Here is a 19,387-nt window from a genome sequence, read left to right as displayed (position 1 = left end):
ATTTCAAGAATGACCCAATGAAAACTGAATCAATCACAAATGAATCGTACCATCATATACGTGGGTTGCAGGCCCTGTCATAAAGAGCGGCGTTCCCGGCCCGGCCCAGCGGATGAACAAAGAGCCGCCCGGAAGATCAACCCTTACCTGACTGTCCAGCAGATTTTGCTGAATACCTACGGCCACTGCCGCACATGCCCCACTGCCGCACGCCTGTGTTTCACCGGCTCCACGCTCAAAAACGCGCAATCGGATATGACCACGATTCACAACCTGCATAAAGCCAACATTCACCCGTTCAGGAAAGCGTTCATGGTTTTCCAGAACAGGCCCCAACACTTCTACTTCAGCAGTATCCACATCCTCAACCTGTATGACACAATGAGGATTTCCCAGTGCCACTACGCCACACAGTATTGTGCGCTCGGCAGCCCGGATAATATAGGTTTTCTCGGCCTTATTGGCACGAAAAGGAATACGTTGCGGTTCAAAGTCCGGTTCTCCCATGTTGACACAAACTTGGTTATCATTTGTGATGCTCAATACCATGCGGCCAGCTTGGGTACTGACTTTAATATCCCGTTTATTGGTCAGCCCCTTGAGGCGGACAAATTGGGCAAAACAACGAGCGCCATTTCCGCATTGAGAAACCTCGCTGCCATCAGAATTAAAAATGCGATAGTGGAAGTCTAGGTCAGGATCATAGGGAGCTTCAACAACCAGAAGTTGGTCAAAACCTATCCCAGTATTTCTATCGGCCAGACGGCAGATTAACTCTGGAGAAAAATAAACATTCTGGGTTACAGCATCAACAACCATAAAGTCATTGCCAAGACCGTGCATTTTGGAGAATTGCATATACACCCCAAGAGAAATCACATTACCGACTCGTTATTGTTGAATTTCGATAGACTGTTGGCTATCCGCCGGCAGTACCTTATATGTGTTGCTCATATCTGCCTTGCCCGCAAAGGACTGTGTTGCTGGTGGGAAGTATAAAGGCCCTTTCAAGCCACAACCAGCCAAAGAGAGTAATGCTATGATAGTCAATGACCAACGGAGTTGTTTTTTCATCATATTAATGCCTGTGATTCATGCGCCAATACTCTCTATAATCGCAGCTAGGCCCTGAAAAGCAAATAGGAAATAAACATGAACGATAGCGAATTTCATCAATTGGCAGATCAATTGATGCTTCATCTTGAAGAAGAACTAGATAATTATGATGGGGACGCAGATATTGACTGTGAAACAAACGGCGGTGTGATGACGCTCAGTTTTGAAAACGGCAGCAAAATCATTATCAATCGGCAGGAACCTTTCCACCAAATCTGGCTTGCAACCAAAAATGGCGGTTACCATTTTGACTATCGCGATAGCCAATGGGTTTGCGACCGCAGCGGAGATGATTTTCTCTCTGTATTGGCTCAAGGGATCAGCGATCAAAGTGGTGAACCATTCCAGTTTTCGTGATGAACTTTCAGCCCCTCGCCCGCTTCGGGCGAGGGTTCATGGCTGCGCCATCTCTCATTCATTCGACGTCAATAATGATACAAAGAGCGGTAGGGATCATGTGACTGGCGGGTTCCATCAATTTCAAGCCTTGTATTGCTCGTTTCCATATCATCCACAGGAAACGATCCATCAACAAAGGGAGCCACATGGGTACGCTCACCTTTCTTAATAATCTGGTAGAACTGAGGTAAGTTGAAATTGATAAAGCTGGAGCCATAGGTAAAACGATCATGGGATGAAGAGTAAAAACGGCTGATATCACGTACCAACTCTTCTCTGCTCCCTTCGCAATGAGAATAAATTTCTACCCGATTGGATTCGTCAAGGATATAGATATTAAACCCTTGCTTGTTTTCAATGTCTTCGAAAAAAAACTGGATGATCCCTTCACAGGCAAACCCGTCTATCACGGGGGGCAGTAGCTTTTCTTTGTTATCAATTTTAACGGGCAAGCCATGCAGTTTTGTATTGGAGATCGCGCCATAAAATTCCACGGCATTTTCCAATTTTTGTACCGATACGTTCAACCGCTCGAAGAACAATCCCCATGTTTGCCCTGCAATACGCAATGCTTTAAAACGATTGGGATCTTGACGATTACTGGAAAGGCGCAATTCAATACATTCGGAGACCAATTGCTGGATGCGGGTACAAATCAAACCACGCAGATGCTTACTATAGCAAAATACTTCAACATCCGAGGGAGGGGCCGCATCACGATGCATTTTGCCCAAAATGGTTTTCAAGGCTTCCAATACCGATTGTTCACCGCTGAAATGCAGGGTTCTCACTTCATTCCAGGAATTGCGGTAAAGCAAGTCAATACTCCCCACCAAACATTTCTGGGAGTCGCCAAAGCTGAAGACATTCATTTTCTTGAAGTCAAAATGAACGACTTGATTGGAGAATGCTGTTGTCGGATCTTTTTCCAGATTGACGATGATCGCCAAATGGCGAATTTCACAAGGGCTATATAGCGCTTTCGGTGTGGGTGCCGGTAAACGGATCGGGAAATGCGTGCCAATATCATTCACCAAATCGCACAGTTTATCCCTGTCACACTGGGATTCCCCATAATGCATGTGGATCCGGGTTTCTTTCGTTAATAGCCCGTTGAAATATGTCCAGGAAACCAATTTATTCAAGTAGCGGTTATATTCCAGCGGCTGATGGCCGATGATCGATTCTATCGTTGGCGCCTGATTATACAGATACCAGCCACTGCGGTTCACACGCCCCGGAGGAACATAAATGAAAGTTAAATCTTGTTCTGACAGATCCGGTGATATCTGAGGATTCACCAATGTCACTTTACCGGGCAGGGCTTCAAAAGCTGCGTACAATTTACGGGTCAATACGCCAATATCTTGCGGGCTGGCACTGACACTCAAGTTGTTGCGGCGGGCAAAGCGGATCAAGTTGCGATAACTTTGCATCATGGTATCGAGCAATTCATTATGGGCTTCACGCACCTGCTCAATTTTCCACGAGTTGCGTTTATCCAGCATCGCTAATTTGCTTTCATCCCAGCCCCATTCATGCACCAACTGAGACATCACCTGACGGCGCCATCCGGTACAGCCTTTATCACCACGGCTTTCCAGCAATTTTTCGCATACCTTCAGATAAAAACAGCGGCGCGCCAAATCCAACCGAGTGTGATCATTCGTGGCAGTCAGGTAACGGGTTACCCGTTCCAGCATCAAGCTATAGGCATCAAGGCCAAAAGAAACAATCGCACCGTCATGAAAATATTGTTTCATTTCCAGCGCCAGAAGCTTGCCATTGGGGTATTCCCATGAGTAGGCTTCCAGCAGCAGGCTTTTCAATACCGCTTTATAAGGGGAATCCACGCTTTTATAAAGCTGCCAAAGGCTTGCGCCAAAATATTCTTCTGCCGACAACTCGCCCAATCCCCCAAGATCCAGCCATTCATTTGGCGTCAGAACGCCCTGGGCATAGAGAGAAAGGACATATTCGTCATAATGCGCTTCTTCTTCCACCGGAACCATCGTCCACAGCAGACGTTTGCCTGCCATACAGACCGCCGTACGGTAAAATTCATCAAGCAGAAGAATATGCTGGGTAGAACCACAATCTTCACCGTTCAGCCGACCACTGGCGTGGTGCCGAAAACGGTTTTCATCTATCAGAAAAAAAGTAACTTCAATCCCCAGAGAAGCAGCCCAGTGTTCTATCAGGGAGCATTTCTTTTCCAGTAACGCTTTTTCATCGTTATCCAGCCAGGATTGGTGACAAACCCAAACATCTACGTCTGAAGAGCAACTTTGCCCTATTGAAGAGGTGCTGCCCATTGAATAAATTCCCGTGATCGGCAATTCTCCATTGGGTGCATGTGACAAAGCACCAGCAAGCTGGCTACCTAAATCATTAATCCAAAATTGTTGAGATTCGTCAGGTGAAAAAAAGCAAACTCCATGCGGAACATCGCTTTTGATATAACCTGGCATCATTGGATGATGATAATGTAATAATACTGGAATTAAATTATAAACTTGCTTAAAAGCGGCACTCATTGAGTTCGTTGCGCGCTCTAATCTGAGTTGATTAATTGCATCCAGTCGCTGCTTCAGCGTTTCAATATAGAGATACAAGAGTTTCGCCTGATATCTGTTCCAGTGCCCACAGTGGTCCCCCGTTTCCGACTATTCATGGCATGGCAATGTTATTTGAAATTATTTTTACAAACTTATTGTCGGAAACGTGATCAATTTAACACCTTGCGATAGAAGCGTAAAGCCCGCAATATCATTTTTTCGCTTTCTATGCAATAGGAAAACTGTAATTAACTCTTTGTAAAGTATTAAGTTAATCACGAAATAGATACAGAAATATGCCTTGTTAGAATAAGTATTATAGTTGATTATTTTTTCATACAATTGATGTAAGGTATTGTAAATCATCAACCTTCTATAACTATTTCATCTAATCGTATTTTTTATTGTTAAATATCTTCTGTCGCTTTTTATCATTAAGTTAAATTAAAAAATATCAATTTGCTTTTAAATCAATCTGTTTGTTTATTTTAACTATTTAAATAAAATATTATTTTAATAATTAAAATTTATTTTTATCTTATAAACTGTATATCCATATACTATTTTGTTTTTTCCTGCATTCTCGTAACTGGAAAAAACATCATTGAAATGTTAAAACTGATTCTATTTTCTCACTAATTAGTGACTCACTGGCGGCTGAAAATCCGCCGTAATCAATATAGTTATCCATGACAATGAAAACCATTCGCATCGCTACCCGCCAAAGTCCACTGGCGATGTGGCAAGCCCAGTACGTTCAAAAGCAACTTAAGCACTTTCATCCAGAACTGCATGTTGAATTAGTTCCAATGGTCACACGTGGCGATGTTATCCTCGACACTCCGTTAGCCAAAGTCGGGGGCAAAGGGCTTTTCGTCAAAGAGCTGGAGCTGGCCCTGCTTGAAAAACGGGCGGATATTGCCGTTCACTCAATGAAAGATGTTCCTGTTGAATTTCCCGACGGTTTGGGGTTGGTCACAATCTGTGAACGGGAGGATCCACGGGATGCTTTTGTTTCAGTAGAATACGCCTCTCTTGATGAACTGCCCGCGGGTAGTGTTGTCGGTACTTCCAGTTTGCGCCGCCAATGCCAAATTCGTCAATTGCGCCCTGATTTGGTGATCCGTGACTTGCGTGGCAATGTCGGTACTCGCCTGAACAAGCTCGATAACGGCGATTATGATGCCATTATCCTTGCGGCTGCGGGGCTGAAGAGACTGGGGCTGGAAGAGCGCATCCGGATGCCATTGCCACCAGAATTATTGCTCCCGGCGGTTGGTCAGGGGGCTGTCGGCATTGAATGCCGGCTTGATGATATGCAAACCCGTGAGCTGTTGGCACCACTGAATCACACCAGAACGGAGACCTGTGTTCTGGCCGAACGCGCCATGAACACGCGCCTTGAAGGCGGTTGCCAAGTACCAATCGGCAGTTATGCTATCTGGCAAGAAGATAAAATATGGTTACGCGCACTGGTTGGCGCCCCTGATGGCAAGGTCATCGTGCGTGGAGAAAGAGTGGTATCGCCAGAAAACGCCCGTCAATCCGGTATAGAGTTGGCGGAAGAGTTATTAGAAAAAGGTGCTCGCCAGATCTTGGCCTGCGTATATCAGAGGAATCCACCTGAATGAGCATTCTGATCACCCGCCCTGCCCCCGCCGGGGAGGATTTGGTCAAGCGATTGCAGGCTGTGGGAAAAACAGCCTACAACGCGCCTCTCATCGAAATTAAGCCGGGGGCTGGCCTGCCATTGCTGTCACAAAAGATGCAATGTCTGTCTGCGGGGGATCTGGTTTTTCTGTTATCGAAAAACGCTGTTCATTATGCAGATAACCAACTGACTCAAGAAGGCCAATCGTGGCCTGATAAGCTATCTTATTATGGTATCGGCAAATCAACTTCCCTGCTGTTTCAGCAGCAGACTGGGCTGAAAATTTCCTGGTCTGAGCAAGGTGAAACCAGTGAAGCGTTATTGCAACTCCCCACTCTACAGCAAATGAACAATAAACGAATTTTATTGCTCCGGGGCAATGGAGGCCGTGAAGTTATTGCTTCTACATTAAGAATGCGTGGGGGTGAAGTAGATTACTGTGAATGTTATTCACGGCAACCAGTAAAATACCATGCAGCAGATTTTAGTCGCTACTGGCAGCAGCGTGGTATTAAAACCATCGTTATAACTAGTGGCGAAATGCTGCAACTGTTATATAACTTAGTAACTGACAGCGATGGAAAAGCGTGGTTATTGGGTTGCTGCCTGATTGTGGTCAGCGAACGCCTTGCCAATATTGCCCGGACATTAGGCTGGCAAGTGATAAAAGTAGCCAAAAGTGCAGATAATGACGCCTTAATGCAGGCACTTGAATAAACCAATATGGGATGTCCATTATGACGGAACAAAAGCAATCCAGCGATGCGGTTGAGATAACACCCCCTCAACAGCCTGAAACAACGCCTCTCCATCAGCCTAAACGCTATGGATGGGTGGGTAATGTGCTTTCAATCGCCATTTCATTGGCAGTAGGTGCTGGCGGCCTTTATATTTATTATCACAATAAACAGCAGAATGCGGCCCTGAATGCCGAAAAAACGACTCTCCAGCAACAAATTGCTTCTCTGACTCAGCAACAGTCTGCCGATAAACAAAATTTTGATGACCAGCTCAAAAAGTTACAGTCATCTTTACAACAAGCGGAATCACAAAACCAACAACTGGATGAAAACATTGCTGTGTTGCGGGATCGGGTTTCAGCACTTTCGAGTACGGATATCGAAAACTGGCGGCTGGCACAGGCAAGTTCGTTGGTGACAATGGCAGGCCGTAAAATATGGAGTGACCAAGATATTCCCACGGCAATCGCCTTGCTGAAAGATGCCGATCATAATCTTGCTGAAATGAATGATCCCAGCCTGCTGTACGCCCGCAATGCAATCAATACAGATATTATTGCGCTGACCAAAATCAAGCAGATTGATTTAGATGGCATTATTCTGACGTTGAATAATCTATCCAACCAAGTCGATGATTTGCATTTGGCAGATAAGATGGAAAAAGCTGCGTCAACGGCTGAGAACGAACGCGAAATTACGTCATCTCTCTCTGACTGGCGAGAAAACCTGAGCAATAGCTGGTCCAGCTTTATGGATAATTTTATTACCATTACTCCCCGGGATAACAGCAAAGAGCCGTTGCTGGCGCCTAATCAGAATATCTATTTACGTGAGAATATCCGTTCCAAACTGCTCATTGCCGCACAGGCTGTTCCGCGTCATCAAACTAAGATTTACAAAGATGCTCTGGAACAGGTCAACAAATGGGTCAACGCCTATTTTGATACCTCAACGCCACAAGCAGCAGCCTTCTTAGAAAATGTTAATTCATTGACACAACGCCCGCTTTCTATTGATGTTCCGGAACAACTGGGCAGCCAGCCAATACTGGCAGATCTGGTGCGTAAGCGTATCTATAATTTACCTCAGTCCCAAACCAGCACCCAATCCAAAGCGAATCCCCAAGCCCAGCCAGAAAAACCATCTCAGCCAGACTCCGCACCTGCATCTGGTCAAGCAGAAACATTGGTTGAGGAGAGCTGAGCATGCTGAAGATCCTATTATTGTTCATTGTCCTTATCGCAGGCATTGTGCTTGGCCCGGTGCTGTCTGGGCATCAAGGGTATGTCTTGATCCAGACGGACAGTAAAAATATCACCACAAGCATTACTGGTCTGGTGATTATGTTCCTCCTGCTGCAGTTCCTGCTCATTTTTATCGGTTGGTGTTATCGTCGGTTAAAAAGCACCAGCACATCTACCCACAGTTGGCTTTTTGGCGGGTATAAACGCAACCGGGCACGCTCGCAAACCAAACAAGCATTGCTGAAACTCATCGAAGGCGATTTCAAACAAGTTGAGCGTCTGATAACCCGCAATATTGACCATGCGGAATCCCCTGTCGTTAACTATTTGCTGGCAGCAGAAGCCGCCCAGCAACGTGGCGATTATCTCCGTACCAACCAATACATTGAACAAGCCGCTGAAGTTGCAGATAAGGATCAACTGCCAGTGGATATCACCCGTGTACGCATCCAGTTGGCGCAGGGTGAAATCAACGCCGCACGCAATGGCGTGGATAATTTGCTGAATCATGCCCCTCGCCACCCTGAAGTTTTGCGGCTGGCTGAACAGGCTTACTCACAGTCTGGTGCTTTTTCATCCCTGATTGATATCCTGCCATCAATGTTGAAAGCCAAGCTGTACAGCGAGGAAAAAATTCATAAATTGCAGCAGCAAGCCTACATCGGGTTAATGAATCAAATCATGGCTGAGAAAGGCTGCCCGGGGCTGAAAACCTGGTGGAAAGATCAAAGCCGGAAAGTCCGCCACGCTATCGCACTGCAAGTTTCCATGGCTGAACATTTAATTGAGTGCAACGATCACGAAGCTGCCCAGCAGATCATTTTGGATGGATTAAAGCAGCAATATGACGAGCGCCTGCTGTTATTAATTCCACGCCTAAAAACCAACAACGCCGAAGCCGTGCAAAAAGCGCTGACTCATTTGTTAAATCAACATGGCGCCACGCCATTACTTAACAGCACAATGGGGCAAGTTGCTTTGCATCATGGTGAGTGGGCAAGTGCGGAATCCGCTTTTAAGGCTGCACTGACGCAACGGCCGGATGCCCATGATTATGCATGGCTTGCCGATGCCCTTGATAAATTGCAGAAACGCGACGAAGCAGCCCAAACACGCAACAAAGGTTTCATGCTGACATTAAAGCGTGATAGTGACATCAAAGCGTAAGCGTCCAGCGTTGTTTCTATTGGTAAGGCGTGCATATACCGGCTAAATTCCGGCCACTGCACATATATTCAGGCAATGCTTCTCCGGTTACATGGATAGCGGTTAGGTAAATCGATCGCCATGTCACCGGAGAGTGTCAGGCAATCTAATCTGAATGGGCGCAGGCAAAAAAAAAAACACCTATCGAAAGAGACAGGTGTATAAATACAATCAGGTTTACAGACGGATAGTGCCTCACTCAACGTTGTGTCCGGTTTGTGATGAAAAACAGTGATGCTTACTCATCTATAACGTGGACCATAGGCACTGACAATCAGCTCTACATCATCCCGAGGTTTATGAAGCCAAATGCTGTCATAAGGAGTAGGATGAGTATCTACAATCTCTACTATGCATTTAGCGTGCCAACTTTTCCATATTGACTAACCTCCCGTTATCTCAGAAGAAGCTGACTTTCTATAATCAATACTCCGGTTTTCACAAGAAAACAGCAAAAACACCGTCTCCCATTTGAGACGCCATTCAAGTTGTTTGAATTTAATCATTAAAAATCAATATATTAAATGTCTCTTTTTTGAGACACCAAAGACATGGTTTGTCGTGAAAACACAACACTCATATAAAAATAGCTTTTAAAACACTAGGTTAATACTTAAGCAAAAGTCGTTGAGGGAGTTTTTTACATTAGACGGGTGATAGAGAAATCAAACAGAAATAAAATAGAAAAAAGTTATGCCGCAGGGAAAAAGAAAAAAGAAGAAGAGCAAGAAGAAAGAGAAAAAAGTGAAAGCAAAGAAAAAGCCCTGCTATTGCAGGGCTTTCTCAGAATCTGGTCGGCGAGAGAGGATTCGAACCTCCGACCCACTGGTCCCAAACCAGTTGCGCTACCAAGCTGCGCTACTCGCCGAAATATCACTGTAAACCTCTTTTTTTATGGTGCGAAGGGGGGGACTTGAACCCCCACGTCCGTAAGGACACTAACACCTGAAGCTAGCGCGTCTACCAATTCCGCCACCCTCGCGTTTCATAAAAAAGATGGGGTGGCTAACGAGACTCGAACTCGCGACGACTGGAATCACAATCCAGGGCTCTACCAACTGAGCTATAGCCACCATAACAGCTTTTTACGTACTACTTTATTTCTTACTGCTGACAATAAGAATTACAACAACATCAACCACGATAACCCATTGTCACTGCTCTTGCACGCTTTAAATGGCGCGCCCGACAGGATTCGAACCTGAGACCTCTGCCTCCGGAGGGCAGCGCTCTATCCAGCTGAGCTACGGGCGCTTAACGCCGTTGCGGTGGAGGATAGTACGGATTTAATGTCGTACTGTCCAGTGCTTTTTTAAAAGAAATGATTCGTTTGATTACGCTTTGCTCATTTAGTTGATAAAGGCAACACATTTCCACCGCAATACCACCTTAAACAGTTGATGGCTTATTTATTAATCGGAAAATTATTTTTATTTTTTCGGCTTATTAGTGACTTTGCCCAGAAAATAAATTAATGACACGACCAACAAAAACACGCCCCCGACTATCAGCGAAAAACGGGTATCTGGGTTAATCGCCATCCCTACCAGCACACAGCTCAGGAAAATCAACGTCAGGTAATTGACATAAGGAAACAGGATTGATTTAAATTTGTGCTGTTTCAGGGCCTCGGCATTATGCTTGCGGAAACGCAACTGGCTCACCAGAATCACAAACCACGGCACCATGCCGGGCAATACGCTGGCACTATAAACATAAACGAAAACCGATTGTGGATTTGGCAGCAAGTAATTCAGGCTTGAACCCGCTATCAAACAACCAATGGTGATCGCGATGCATCGTGCCGGAACACCGTTTTTCGATAATTTCAGCAGTGAAGCCGGCAGTTGACGGTTTTGCGCCAAGGCATACAACATTCTGCCGCCACTGTACATTCCGCTGTTACATCCTGAAAGTGCCGCAGTCAATACAACAAAGTTAATCACCGCAGCCGCTGACGCAATTCCGACTTTAGCGAAGGTCATGACAAACGGGCTGCCGTGTGCTCCCACTTCAGTCCAAGGAAACAGCGTTACAACAATAAAAATGGCACCCACATAGAAAATCAGAATGCGCCATAAAATATTATTGATCGCCTTTTTAATGGTCACCTGTGGGTTTTTCGCTTCACCTGCGGTGATACCAACCAATTCAACGCCCTGATAAGACGCCACAACAATACAAAGAGCAAATAAAAAGCCTTTCCAACCGCCAGAGAAGAAACCACCATGTGAGGTCAGGTTATCCAATCCGATGGGTTGCCAGCCGTTACCCAGCCCGAAGAAAATTAAGCCGACGCCAATCAAGATCATGACGATGATTGTGGTGACTTTAATCATGGCGAACCAAAATTCCAATTCACCATACAACCGAACGGCAGCCATGTTAGCCAAAGCTACCAGCCCGACTGCTACCAGCGCGGAAACCCATTGAGGCAGCTCCGGGAACCAAAATTCAGCATATACCCCGATTGCCGTGATTTCTGAAATCCCGACTGAAACCCACATGAACCAGTAGCCCCAAGCCGTCAAACATCCCCAATACGGACTGAGATATTTATGCCCAAATGCGGCAAACGATCCTGTCACAGGTTCAAGGAATAACATCTCCCCCATTGAACGCATGATGAAAAAGACAAAAAGGCCCGCAATAATATAGGCCAGCAAAACAGAAGGGCCTGCCCATTTCAAAGTACTGGCTGATCCCATGAACAGCCCTACTCCGATTGTGCCGCCCAGCGCAATCAGCTCAATATGACGAGCTTCAAGCCCTCTTTGCAGGCTCTGTTGTGAATCACTCATAAAACTCCCTACTTACTTTTATAGCTGCTGTCTTTCAAGTTGCCTCTTTGCTGGCTATGCCCGCTCCCGCCAGTCACCGTTTTTATCAACATACGGTTGTCCGTGCTCCCGGGGAGGGATGAAAAGCTCCTGCTGCCTTTCATCGGAGGCCAGCCTTTGATACGTTCCTGACGGATTAGCTACTCCCTTGCCGCCTCGACGCAACTCGAAATCCATAGGTTATATGATGTATATATTTGCAAACAGAAAAATACAGGAATTGATAATCAATCGTTGTAAAAAGTTTGGGATCAAAACACGTTTTGCCAATCAGTGAAATAAAAAATTGTAAAATTGCACCAATATTCGTTTTATTCGGCTATAACGATAGGAAAATGAAGGGCACCTGCTGCATATGACTGATGCAGCAGGTTTAGAACAGAAAGAACGCCTGAATTAGAGCTTTCCGCCGTAATAATAACCAAGAAATTTCAGTAACTTAAGCTGCCTGCGAATACGGCTTGGCTGAGAGAGTAAACGGTATAGCCACTCCAAACCCAAATTTTGCCAAATTTTCGGCGCGCGTTTGACGTGCCCGGTGAAAACATCATAAGTCCCACCGACACCCATATACAATGCGTCAGGATGGATCTTACGGCAATCACGCATGAAGATTTCCTGTTTAGGCGATCCCATCGCCACAGTCACAATGGCAGCGCCACAAGCATGTATCCGCTCAAATACAGTATCGCGTTCCTCAGGCGTAAAATAACCGTCCTGACTGCCGACGATATTAACATTCCACTGCGTCCGCAATTTGCTTTCTGTCTGTGCCAAGATTTCCGGTTTTCCGCCCACCAAAAAAACAGGAGTACCTTCACGGCCGGCTTTCTCCATCAAGGCTTCCCATAAGTCTGCGCCCGCAATACGTGACACATCTGCCTCTGGGTATTTACGACGAATAGCCCGTACGATGCTGATACCATCTGCGTATAAATATTCAGCTTCATTCAGCAACATATTCAATGCATTGTCTTGCTCTGCCGTGAGGACTTTTTCAGCATTAATCGCAACCAACGTACCTGTTTTTACCTGTCCATCCTGAAAAAGATGGGCAAGAAAGTGCGACATACCTTTAAAACCCCAAATATTGAGGCCACGAATGCGATATTTGGCAATATTATTCAACGCCATTTTTATTCCTTACACCCAAAGTAACGGATGTTTTTTGCGAAGCAGCCGAACTGCTGGCATCCAGCTTGCGGATCAGTCCCGCACTTTCAAACAGCCAATACAGCAGCTTCGCCGCAACCAGACACAGACCAAAAACAATGCAAAAGAACACAACCCGTGAAACAAAAGAATCCACTCCCTCACGGGCGAGAACGATCATGTTAAAAATTGCACCGAAGCAGAAAGCCTGCAAAATAGCAGCCTTATAACGGTTAGTTTCCCGCTTCCCGGATTCATAGATCCAATCAAACCATTTGATGATAAGACCAACAACTACCGCCCCCAGAGGAATAAAGAATACGCCTCCCATAACCACGAGCGAACCAATCAATGTTGGTGAAATCGCAAGGCCAGAGTGGTTGTTCAATACGTCCCATGTGAAGTAATTGGCGGTATTCAAAACCAGGGCTGGCCTGTCAGGCCATAACCAACTCGGAATAAAGACATAGAAATCACGGATGATAGGTGCCAAACCCTGAAAGTCTATTTTGCTGTAGTTATTCAATAACAATGCCAAGTTTTCCCACGGCGAGAAAGTATCCCGCGTGAGATACAGAAAAGTATAAAATGCCTCCGCGCCACTGACATCCAAACTATAGCGTTTCAATGCCAGCCAGAACATGCCGACTATTCCCATCATGCCTGCGGCAAACAGCATCCACAGGGTTATCCAGCCCCGAACAATGCCTATGAACAGAAACAGCGCAAACGCGATAATGATATTAGCCCGTGTGCCTCCGACTATCACGTAAGTCAGAATGCCAAATCCTACGGTTCCCAGTAAAAAGCACAGCCAACGAATTTTGGTGGGCTTCAGGAAAAAGATCACCAGCATGGCAGGAATGAAAAAGTAGAAAAACCGTTTGAGTGCCACACCGGAAACCTGACTGGAGAATATCTGACTGTAAGACTGTAATTTAAACAGCAAGAAACCATTCTTCATAAAGAACAGCCCCACGGTAACGACGGCAATGCTCGCCAGCAGGAACCAAGTCAGGTTGGTTTCCACACGATTCATCGTAAACAACGGCTTGCGTGATGATACCGCCAATAAGGGATCAGAGTCGTTGGGACGGGCAGTGATTTTGCTACTGAGCCGGGTTTTATAGGCAACATAATAGATTGCGTAAAAGCAACCTGATGCAAGCATCGCATGCAATAACGCATCGGCCGGCACGACCCGTACATCAAACTGAAACACCAGTAAGCTCGTCAGAGGGAAGCCAAAATAGAATGTCAGCAAGTACAGCAATGAAAAGAAGACATTGAAATTAAAGCGGACGCGCCGGAATTCCTGATACGTCAAAGTCAGGATAAAGACCAATGAGATAATGTAAACAACAAATAGCCCGCCAAATTGCGTTAAGGTCAATTGCGTTAAGGTCATTGTTCCTCTCCAGATGCAGCTGACAGGGCAACTTTCCATCCCTCAATAAAATTAGGATCAAAAAAGGCAATGGTCGTTTTATCAAGGGATAGCATCTGGCGCTGTGCTTCCTGCACCCAGTGTTTATTCAAATCATCGCCATCAAACAGGACAGGAACCTGCTGTTCCGTTAAATCATGCCAGAACGGATTTTGCCGGCTGAGAACAAACGGAATGCCAAATTGAATCAATAAGCAAAGCGTACCAATGCCCTGTTGGCGGTTAAAAATGAAATAACCCAAGTCGCATTGACGCAGTAATGTGAGATATTCGTCAAACGCCATGTTATCTTTCAGAATACGGACGTTTTGCGCTGGAAACAGCGACAATGCGGTTTGTTCTACGCTTTGGACGTAAATCTGATTATTGTCAGGATACCCCATTGGCATGATGACCCGTGCTTCATCACCAAACTGGTGGTGAATTTTATGCAGTGCTTCAATGTGGCGGTTAGATTGATCACCTGAATTTCCCAATAACACCGTGATCCCTTCCGGTGAAAAGGTTTTTTCCGTTACCGTCAGTGCAGGGTCCATTCTGGTCGGGAAATAGAGCAATGACGAAGGAACATCAGGGTTAGCGCGACCAAAGTAACGAAGATCACCTTGTGTCGCAAAAATATGCCCCACCCGCTTTTGCGCCAAGCGACGAAGCAGATAGAACAACCGGAATTTCAGTTGGCGGGATTCTTCGTACAAATCAGCGCCCCAGGCATGCCACCAGAATTGATGCCGCTTAATCTTGCCCAGCAATAAGGCTATCCACAAAGCAGCGTTAAATTGCCCATGAAACCAGAAACGAACGCTTCTGTTTTCCTGTGCTTTTGCGATCACCGCCCGTGACAAAGCAGATTTGCTGTCATAAGCCGCAATCATTAAATTGGGATAATTCGATAACCATGCGTGGTCCTTGGACACCACCATAAAACACGGTTTGGCCGGGAAATCGTTCTCCTTTATCAGGACGTCATTAAAGAAACGCAGTAACGTTTGATTGTGATGTGGGATATCCGATCCCAGAACGTGAATTAGGGTTGTCATGCTCGCCTGCGATAAATAATAAATACGCTACAACAAAGAATGAAATAAACAATGTAAGTCGCCATATATGACTGAGCTGCTCCCAATGCACCATTTTTCGGTATCAACCAATGAGAGAACCCCGTCAGCAGGAGAAATTGGCTAACTTCAGCCAAGATATAAAAACGCAGCGCTGCTTTCGCTATCACCAAATAACCGAACACATACGCGCCGACTTTCAACACATCTCCCACCAACTGCCATGCAAATAGCCCGCGCATAGTGGCGAATTTATCTGTAAACAGCAACCAAATAACAAAATCCCGCAGCAACCAGACAGAAAAGCTGGCAACAGCAACAGCAGGCAAGACAAATTTCAGCGCTTTCATCAGCTCACCGGTAATTTCCTGCTTACTTTTCAAACGGGAAAGTGTCGGCAACAGGTAAACCGTGAAAGACGCGGTGATAAATTGTAAATAGGCATCTGAAATGCTGCTCACACCCTGCCAAATTCCGACTTCTTCCCAGCTATAGCGCTCTGCCAGCAAGTTTCGCATCATGACATACGCGACGGGTAATGTTATGGCAGTCAGTAACGCCATCAGGGTAAATTTGCCCAAGTGGCTGGCAATCACGCGATCCCACATCGGTTTCAAGGCCGCGAATGGAATGGCCTTGCGTTGCAGAAGCATTCCCCCGGCAGGCAAAACCACCAGCGCCGGCACCAAAGCCAAACCTGCCAATGCGCCTTCGTAGCCTCCCAGCCAATAACAAAGACTGTAAGCAACTACACCCGTCAGACTTCCAAGGATGATGGCGAGTGCATTGCCCTTGGCATCCCTGAAGCCTTTCAAGATAGCCAGAAAGTAATTGGCGTAAGCAATTCCCATTTGGATAAATGCGAGAGCCTGCACAACCTTGGCATAACGGTCATGGCCAAATAATCCAACGGTGATGGCATCAGTGAACAACAGAAAAATCACAGCCAACAGCGTCGAAAAACCTAAAATAATTAAGGATGACGTTCCCAGCACTTCCCTGAGTTTTTCGGGTTGCTGATGATATTCAGCGACATATTTGGTCACCCCATTGAAAATCCCCGCGCCGGAGAGTACCCCCAGCACGGTAATAAGCTGGCGAAAATTACCTGCCTGCCCGACACCTGTAGGGCCAAAGGACACCGCCAGCAGTTTAATGACCAACAACCCCACACCAATTTTGATCAGTGTGGAAGCTGCGGTCCAAACAGAAGTTTTGGCAAGTGACATATCAGGAGAAATACGCCTTGACGCGATTGATCACAATTTGCAGCTCTTCATCGGTGATGTTGTAGAACATCGGCAACCGAACCAGGCGCTCACTTTCACGAGTGGTAAAACGGTCTTCTCCGTGGAAGCGGCTGCATTTCTCACCGGCAGGGCTGGAATGCAGAGCAACGTAGTGGAATACGCTCAAGATGCCGTGTTCTTTCATATAACGGTTAAATTCACCGCGTTCTTCCACATCTTTTAATTTGATATAGAACATATGCGCATTGTGTTTCATGCCTTCAGGTACGATTGGCAACGTTAAACGACCCGCATCCGCGAGCGGTTTCAGTGCTTGATAGTAACTCTCCCACAATGCCAGGCGACGTTGGTTGATTTTCTCAGCCACTTCCAGTTGGCCCCACAAGTAGGCAGCCTGTAGATCAGACAACAGATAGCTGGAGCCTATGTCGTACCAAGTATATTTATCCACTTGCCCACGGAAAAGTTGCGCACGGTTGGTGCCTTTTTCACGAACAATTTCTGCACGATCAATCATGGATTCATCATTGATTAAGATCGCACCACCTTCACCACCGGCGGAGTAGTTTTTAGTTTCATGGAAGCTGAAACAGCCAATATGCCCAATCGTTCCCAAGGCACGGCCTTTATAGGTGGACATAACACCCTGAGCGGCATCTTCTACCACATACAGATTGTATTTTTCCGCCAATGCCATGATGGTGTCCATCTCACAAGCCACACCGGCATAGTGTACCGGCACAATGGCACGGGTTTTTTCTGTAATGGCGGCTTCGATTTGGGTTTCATCAATGTTCATCGTATCTGGATGAATATCCACAAATACAATTGTCGCGCCACGCAACACAAAGGCATTGGAAGTCGAAACAAAGGTATAGCTTGGCATAATGACTTCATCACCGGGCTTAATATCCAGCAAGATAGCCGCCATCTCCAATGATGCTGTACAAGATGGTGTCAGCAATACCTTCGGGCAACCAAAGTGCTCTTCCATCCAGGCTTCACAACGTTTGGTAAAGTCACCATCACCACACAACTTACCACTGCCCATCGCCTGTTGCATGTATTGCAATTCTGTGCCGACTATCGGTGGTTTGTTAAATGGAATCATTTAATCTTCCTCTATATAACCAATATGCGGTGCTCTCTATGGTGGCACCACGACGTGTATAAAGACGCAAAGCAGTAATGTTGCTGATTTGTGTTGCCACTCTCAGCCGCTGTATCTGATGGTTCTGACACCACAGCTGCGCCGCCGACATTAATTTTTTTCCAATTCCTTGATGGTGATTGCCCGGTACTGCGGCCAGTAGGCCAATGCGTGCCTCATAGCCACCGAGATTTCTTAACGTGACAAATCCTTTCAACTGTCCGTATTCATCATTGATAAGCAGGCATTCGTGATCAAACGTACCCAATACCGCTTTTTCAACCCAAGCGGCATAAAATCGACCACTGTCTCCCGGCTGATACCACGGCTCGCGGAAGCGACTGGCTTTGAATACGTGTGCCGCAACCGCCTTCAATGCAGGAATGTCTTGTGGCTTCGCATTAATGAATTCTGTAACCTGATGTTTCTCTGCACTCAAACCAACCAGCTCTTTGGGTTCAATCGGTAACAGCAAATCCGCTTCACCTTCCACCAAAGAAAAACCCAAACCAGACAGCCCATCAATGATAGCTGTCTGCTGCGCAGGGATTTTTGCTTGCACCAGTGCATATTCATCCAACTGTTCAGCCGTTATTGCCACAGCGTCTGGTGATGTTGCCAGCAATGGATGCAAGCGCGCAGTGGATAAGCCAAAAAACTGGCTATCCCAAGCCAGCGGCTCAAGATTAGCGTGAATAGACATCAAGCAAATCCATGATATATCTGCCGTAACCCGTTTTTGCCAAATCTACGGCAGCGGCTTTGAGCTGTTCAGTACTCAGCCAGCCATTCCGCCATGCGATTTCTTCCAGACAGGCAATTTTAAAGCCTTGCCGCTTTTCAACCGTTTGCACAAATGTACTGGCTTCAATCAGACTGTCATGGGTACCGGTATCTAACCAAGCAAAACCACGCCCCAATAACTCAACATTCAGTTCACCCTGTTCCAGATACATCTGGTTAATGCTGGTAATTTCCAGTTCACCACGGGCAGAGGGTTGTACTTGTTTGGCAAAATCCACAACTTTGTTGTCATAGAAATAGAGCCCGGTCACTGCCCAATTGGATTTAGGCTGCACAGGTTTTTCTTCAATGGAAAGTACCCGGTACTGATCATCAAATTCCACAACCCCAAACCGTTCAGGATCCATCACTTGATAGCCGAATACAGTTGCACCAACCTTACGGGTCACGACACTTTGCAGTTTCGGGCTAAATGCCTGCCCAAAAAAGATATTATCGCCAAGGACTAAACAGCAGGAATCATCGCCAATAAACTCTTCACCAATCAGGAATGCCTGCGCCAGCCCGTCAGGAGAAGGTTGTTCAGCATAATTCAGATGAATGCCAAACTGTTCGCCATTGCCCAACAGCCGTTTAAAAGCCGGTAAATCTTCCGGCGTAGAGATAATCAGGATATCGCGTATTCCCGATAGCATTAAAACTGACAGCGGATAATAGATCATCGGCTTGTCGTAAATAGGCAATAGCTGTTTTGATATGCCACGCGTTATTGGATACAAACGGGTGCCAGAGCCTCCCGCCAATATAATTCCTTTCATGTGTTCCCCCTGAA

At 46.1% G+C, this 19,387-nt stretch carries 17 protein-coding genes and 4 tRNA genes; 5 read left to right on the top strand and 16 right to left on the bottom strand.

The features are described 5' to 3' along the window. Positions 1-33: 33 nt before the first annotated feature. Complete coding sequence (dapF, locus tag FE392_RS17235; protein ID WP_319931425.1) at positions 34-858, bottom strand: diaminopimelate epimerase; 825 nt, start codon at positions 856-858, stop codon at positions 34-36. 33 nt (positions 859-891) lie between these two features. Then, positions 892-1,074 carry an LPS translocon maturation chaperone LptM gene (gene lptM, locus FE392_RS17230; RefSeq protein WP_319931447.1) on the bottom strand — a complete coding sequence of 61 codons (183 nt, stop codon included), beginning with the start codon at positions 1,072-1,074 and terminating at the stop codon, positions 892-894. Between the two features lie 78 nt (positions 1,075-1,152). On the opposite strand from lptM, the gene cyaY reads away from it, so the two are divergent. Further along, complete coding sequence (gene cyaY / locus FE392_RS17225; protein WP_319931424.1) at positions 1,153-1,473, top strand: iron donor protein CyaY; 321 nt, start codon at positions 1,153-1,155, stop codon at positions 1,471-1,473. A gap of 68 nt (positions 1,474-1,541) precedes the next feature. On the opposite strand, the gene FE392_RS17220 is transcribed toward cyaY, so the two are convergent. Next, positions 1,542-4,130 (bottom strand): class I adenylate cyclase, encoded by a 2,589-nt coding sequence (locus tag FE392_RS17220; RefSeq protein ID WP_319931423.1) that lies wholly within the window; start codon positions 4,128-4,130, stop codon positions 1,542-1,544. A gap of 632 nt (positions 4,131-4,762) precedes the next feature. On the opposite strand from FE392_RS17220, the gene hemC reads away from it, so the two are divergent. Genes hemC through hemY form a run of 4 tightly spaced genes read left to right on the top strand, consistent with a single transcriptional unit; the run spans position 4,763 to position 8,875 of the window. After that, positions 4,763-5,704, top strand: coding sequence for a hydroxymethylbilane synthase (hemC, locus tag FE392_RS17215; protein ID WP_319931422.1), 942 nt, complete (start codon positions 4,763-4,765; stop codon positions 5,702-5,704). Further along, positions 5,701-6,441 (top strand): uroporphyrinogen-III synthase, encoded by a 741-nt coding sequence (gene hemD / locus FE392_RS17210; protein ID WP_319931421.1) that lies wholly within the window; start codon positions 5,701-5,703, stop codon positions 6,439-6,441. Before hemC ends, hemD begins: the two co-directional genes overlap by 4 nt. A gap of 20 nt (positions 6,442-6,461) precedes the next feature. Then, positions 6,462-7,667 carry a uroporphyrinogen-III C-methyltransferase gene (gene hemX / locus FE392_RS17205; RefSeq protein WP_319931420.1) on the top strand — a complete coding sequence of 402 codons (1,206 nt, stop codon included), beginning with the start codon at positions 6,462-6,464 and terminating at the stop codon, positions 7,665-7,667. Between the two features lie 2 nt (positions 7,668-7,669). Next, positions 7,670-8,875 carry a protoheme IX biogenesis protein HemY gene (gene hemY / locus FE392_RS17200; protein WP_319931419.1) on the top strand — a complete coding sequence of 402 codons (1,206 nt, stop codon included), beginning with the start codon at positions 7,670-7,672 and terminating at the stop codon, positions 8,873-8,875. A gap of 830 nt (positions 8,876-9,705) precedes the next feature. Here hemY and FE392_RS17195 read toward each other — a convergent pair. The 13 genes from FE392_RS17195 to rfbA form a co-directional block, all read right to left on the bottom strand. Beyond that, positions 9,706-9,782 (bottom strand) — tRNA-Pro (locus FE392_RS17195). 27 nt (positions 9,783-9,809) lie between these two features. Next, positions 9,810-9,896, bottom strand: a tRNA-Leu gene (locus FE392_RS17190). 15 nt (positions 9,897-9,911) lie between these two features. Beyond that, a tRNA-His gene (locus tag FE392_RS17185) sits at positions 9,912-9,987 on the bottom strand. A 104-nt stretch (positions 9,988-10,091) separates the two neighbouring features. Then, positions 10,092-10,168, bottom strand: a tRNA-Arg gene (locus FE392_RS17180). Between the two features lie 176 nt (positions 10,169-10,344). Further along, positions 10,345-11,715, bottom strand: a complete 1,371-nt coding sequence (gene thrP / locus FE392_RS17175) for a bifunctional threonine/serine APC transporter ThrP (protein WP_319931418.1) — start codon at positions 11,713-11,715, stop codon at positions 10,345-10,347. 54 nt (positions 11,716-11,769) lie between these two features. Then, a complete protein-coding gene (locus tag FE392_RS17170; RefSeq protein WP_319931417.1) occupies positions 11,770-11,919 on the bottom strand; it encodes a hypothetical protein in 150 nt (49 codons plus the stop codon). Between the two features lie 231 nt (positions 11,920-12,150). After that, positions 12,151-12,888 carry a lipopolysaccharide N-acetylmannosaminouronosyltransferase gene (gene wecG / locus FE392_RS17165; RefSeq protein WP_319931416.1) on the bottom strand — a complete coding sequence of 246 codons (738 nt, stop codon included), beginning with the start codon at positions 12,886-12,888 and terminating at the stop codon, positions 12,151-12,153. Continuing rightward, positions 12,875-14,299 (bottom strand): ECA oligosaccharide polymerase, encoded by a 1,425-nt coding sequence (wzyE, locus tag FE392_RS17160; protein WP_319931446.1) that lies wholly within the window; start codon positions 14,297-14,299, stop codon positions 12,875-12,877. Before wzyE ends, wecG begins: the two co-directional genes overlap by 14 nt. An 11-nt stretch (positions 14,300-14,310) precedes the next feature. Next, positions 14,311-15,393, bottom strand: coding sequence for a TDP-N-acetylfucosamine:lipid II N-acetylfucosaminyltransferase (locus tag FE392_RS17155; protein ID WP_319931415.1), 1,083 nt, complete (start codon positions 15,391-15,393; stop codon positions 14,311-14,313). Continuing rightward, positions 15,390-16,640: a lipid III flippase WzxE gene (gene wzxE / locus FE392_RS17150; RefSeq protein WP_319931414.1), complete on the bottom strand. Its 1,251-nt coding sequence runs from the start codon at positions 16,638-16,640 to the stop codon at positions 15,390-15,392. Before wzxE ends, FE392_RS17155 begins: the two co-directional genes overlap by 4 nt. Position 16,641: 1 nt before the next feature. Further along, complete coding sequence (gene rffA, locus FE392_RS17145; RefSeq protein ID WP_319931413.1) at positions 16,642-17,772, bottom strand: dTDP-4-amino-4,6-dideoxygalactose transaminase; 1,131 nt, start codon at positions 17,770-17,772, stop codon at positions 16,642-16,644. Next, positions 17,759-18,514 carry a dTDP-4-amino-4,6-dideoxy-D-galactose acyltransferase gene (gene rffC, locus FE392_RS17140; RefSeq protein ID WP_319931412.1) on the bottom strand — a complete coding sequence of 252 codons (756 nt, stop codon included), beginning with the start codon at positions 18,512-18,514 and terminating at the stop codon, positions 17,759-17,761. Before rffC ends, rffA begins: the two co-directional genes overlap by 14 nt. Then, positions 18,498-19,373 (bottom strand): glucose-1-phosphate thymidylyltransferase RfbA, encoded by an 876-nt coding sequence (gene rfbA, locus FE392_RS17135; protein WP_319931411.1) that lies wholly within the window; start codon positions 19,371-19,373, stop codon positions 18,498-18,500. Before rfbA ends, rffC begins: the two co-directional genes overlap by 17 nt. Positions 19,374-19,387: the final 14 nt, after the last annotated feature.

This window comes from Xenorhabdus santafensis (assembly GCF_033949405.1).
Lineage (GTDB): Bacteria > Pseudomonadota > Gammaproteobacteria > Enterobacterales > Enterobacteriaceae > Xenorhabdus > Xenorhabdus santafensis.
The sequence above is the reverse complement of the archived record's forward strand: the minus strand, read 5'-3'. Positions and strand labels throughout refer to the sequence as shown.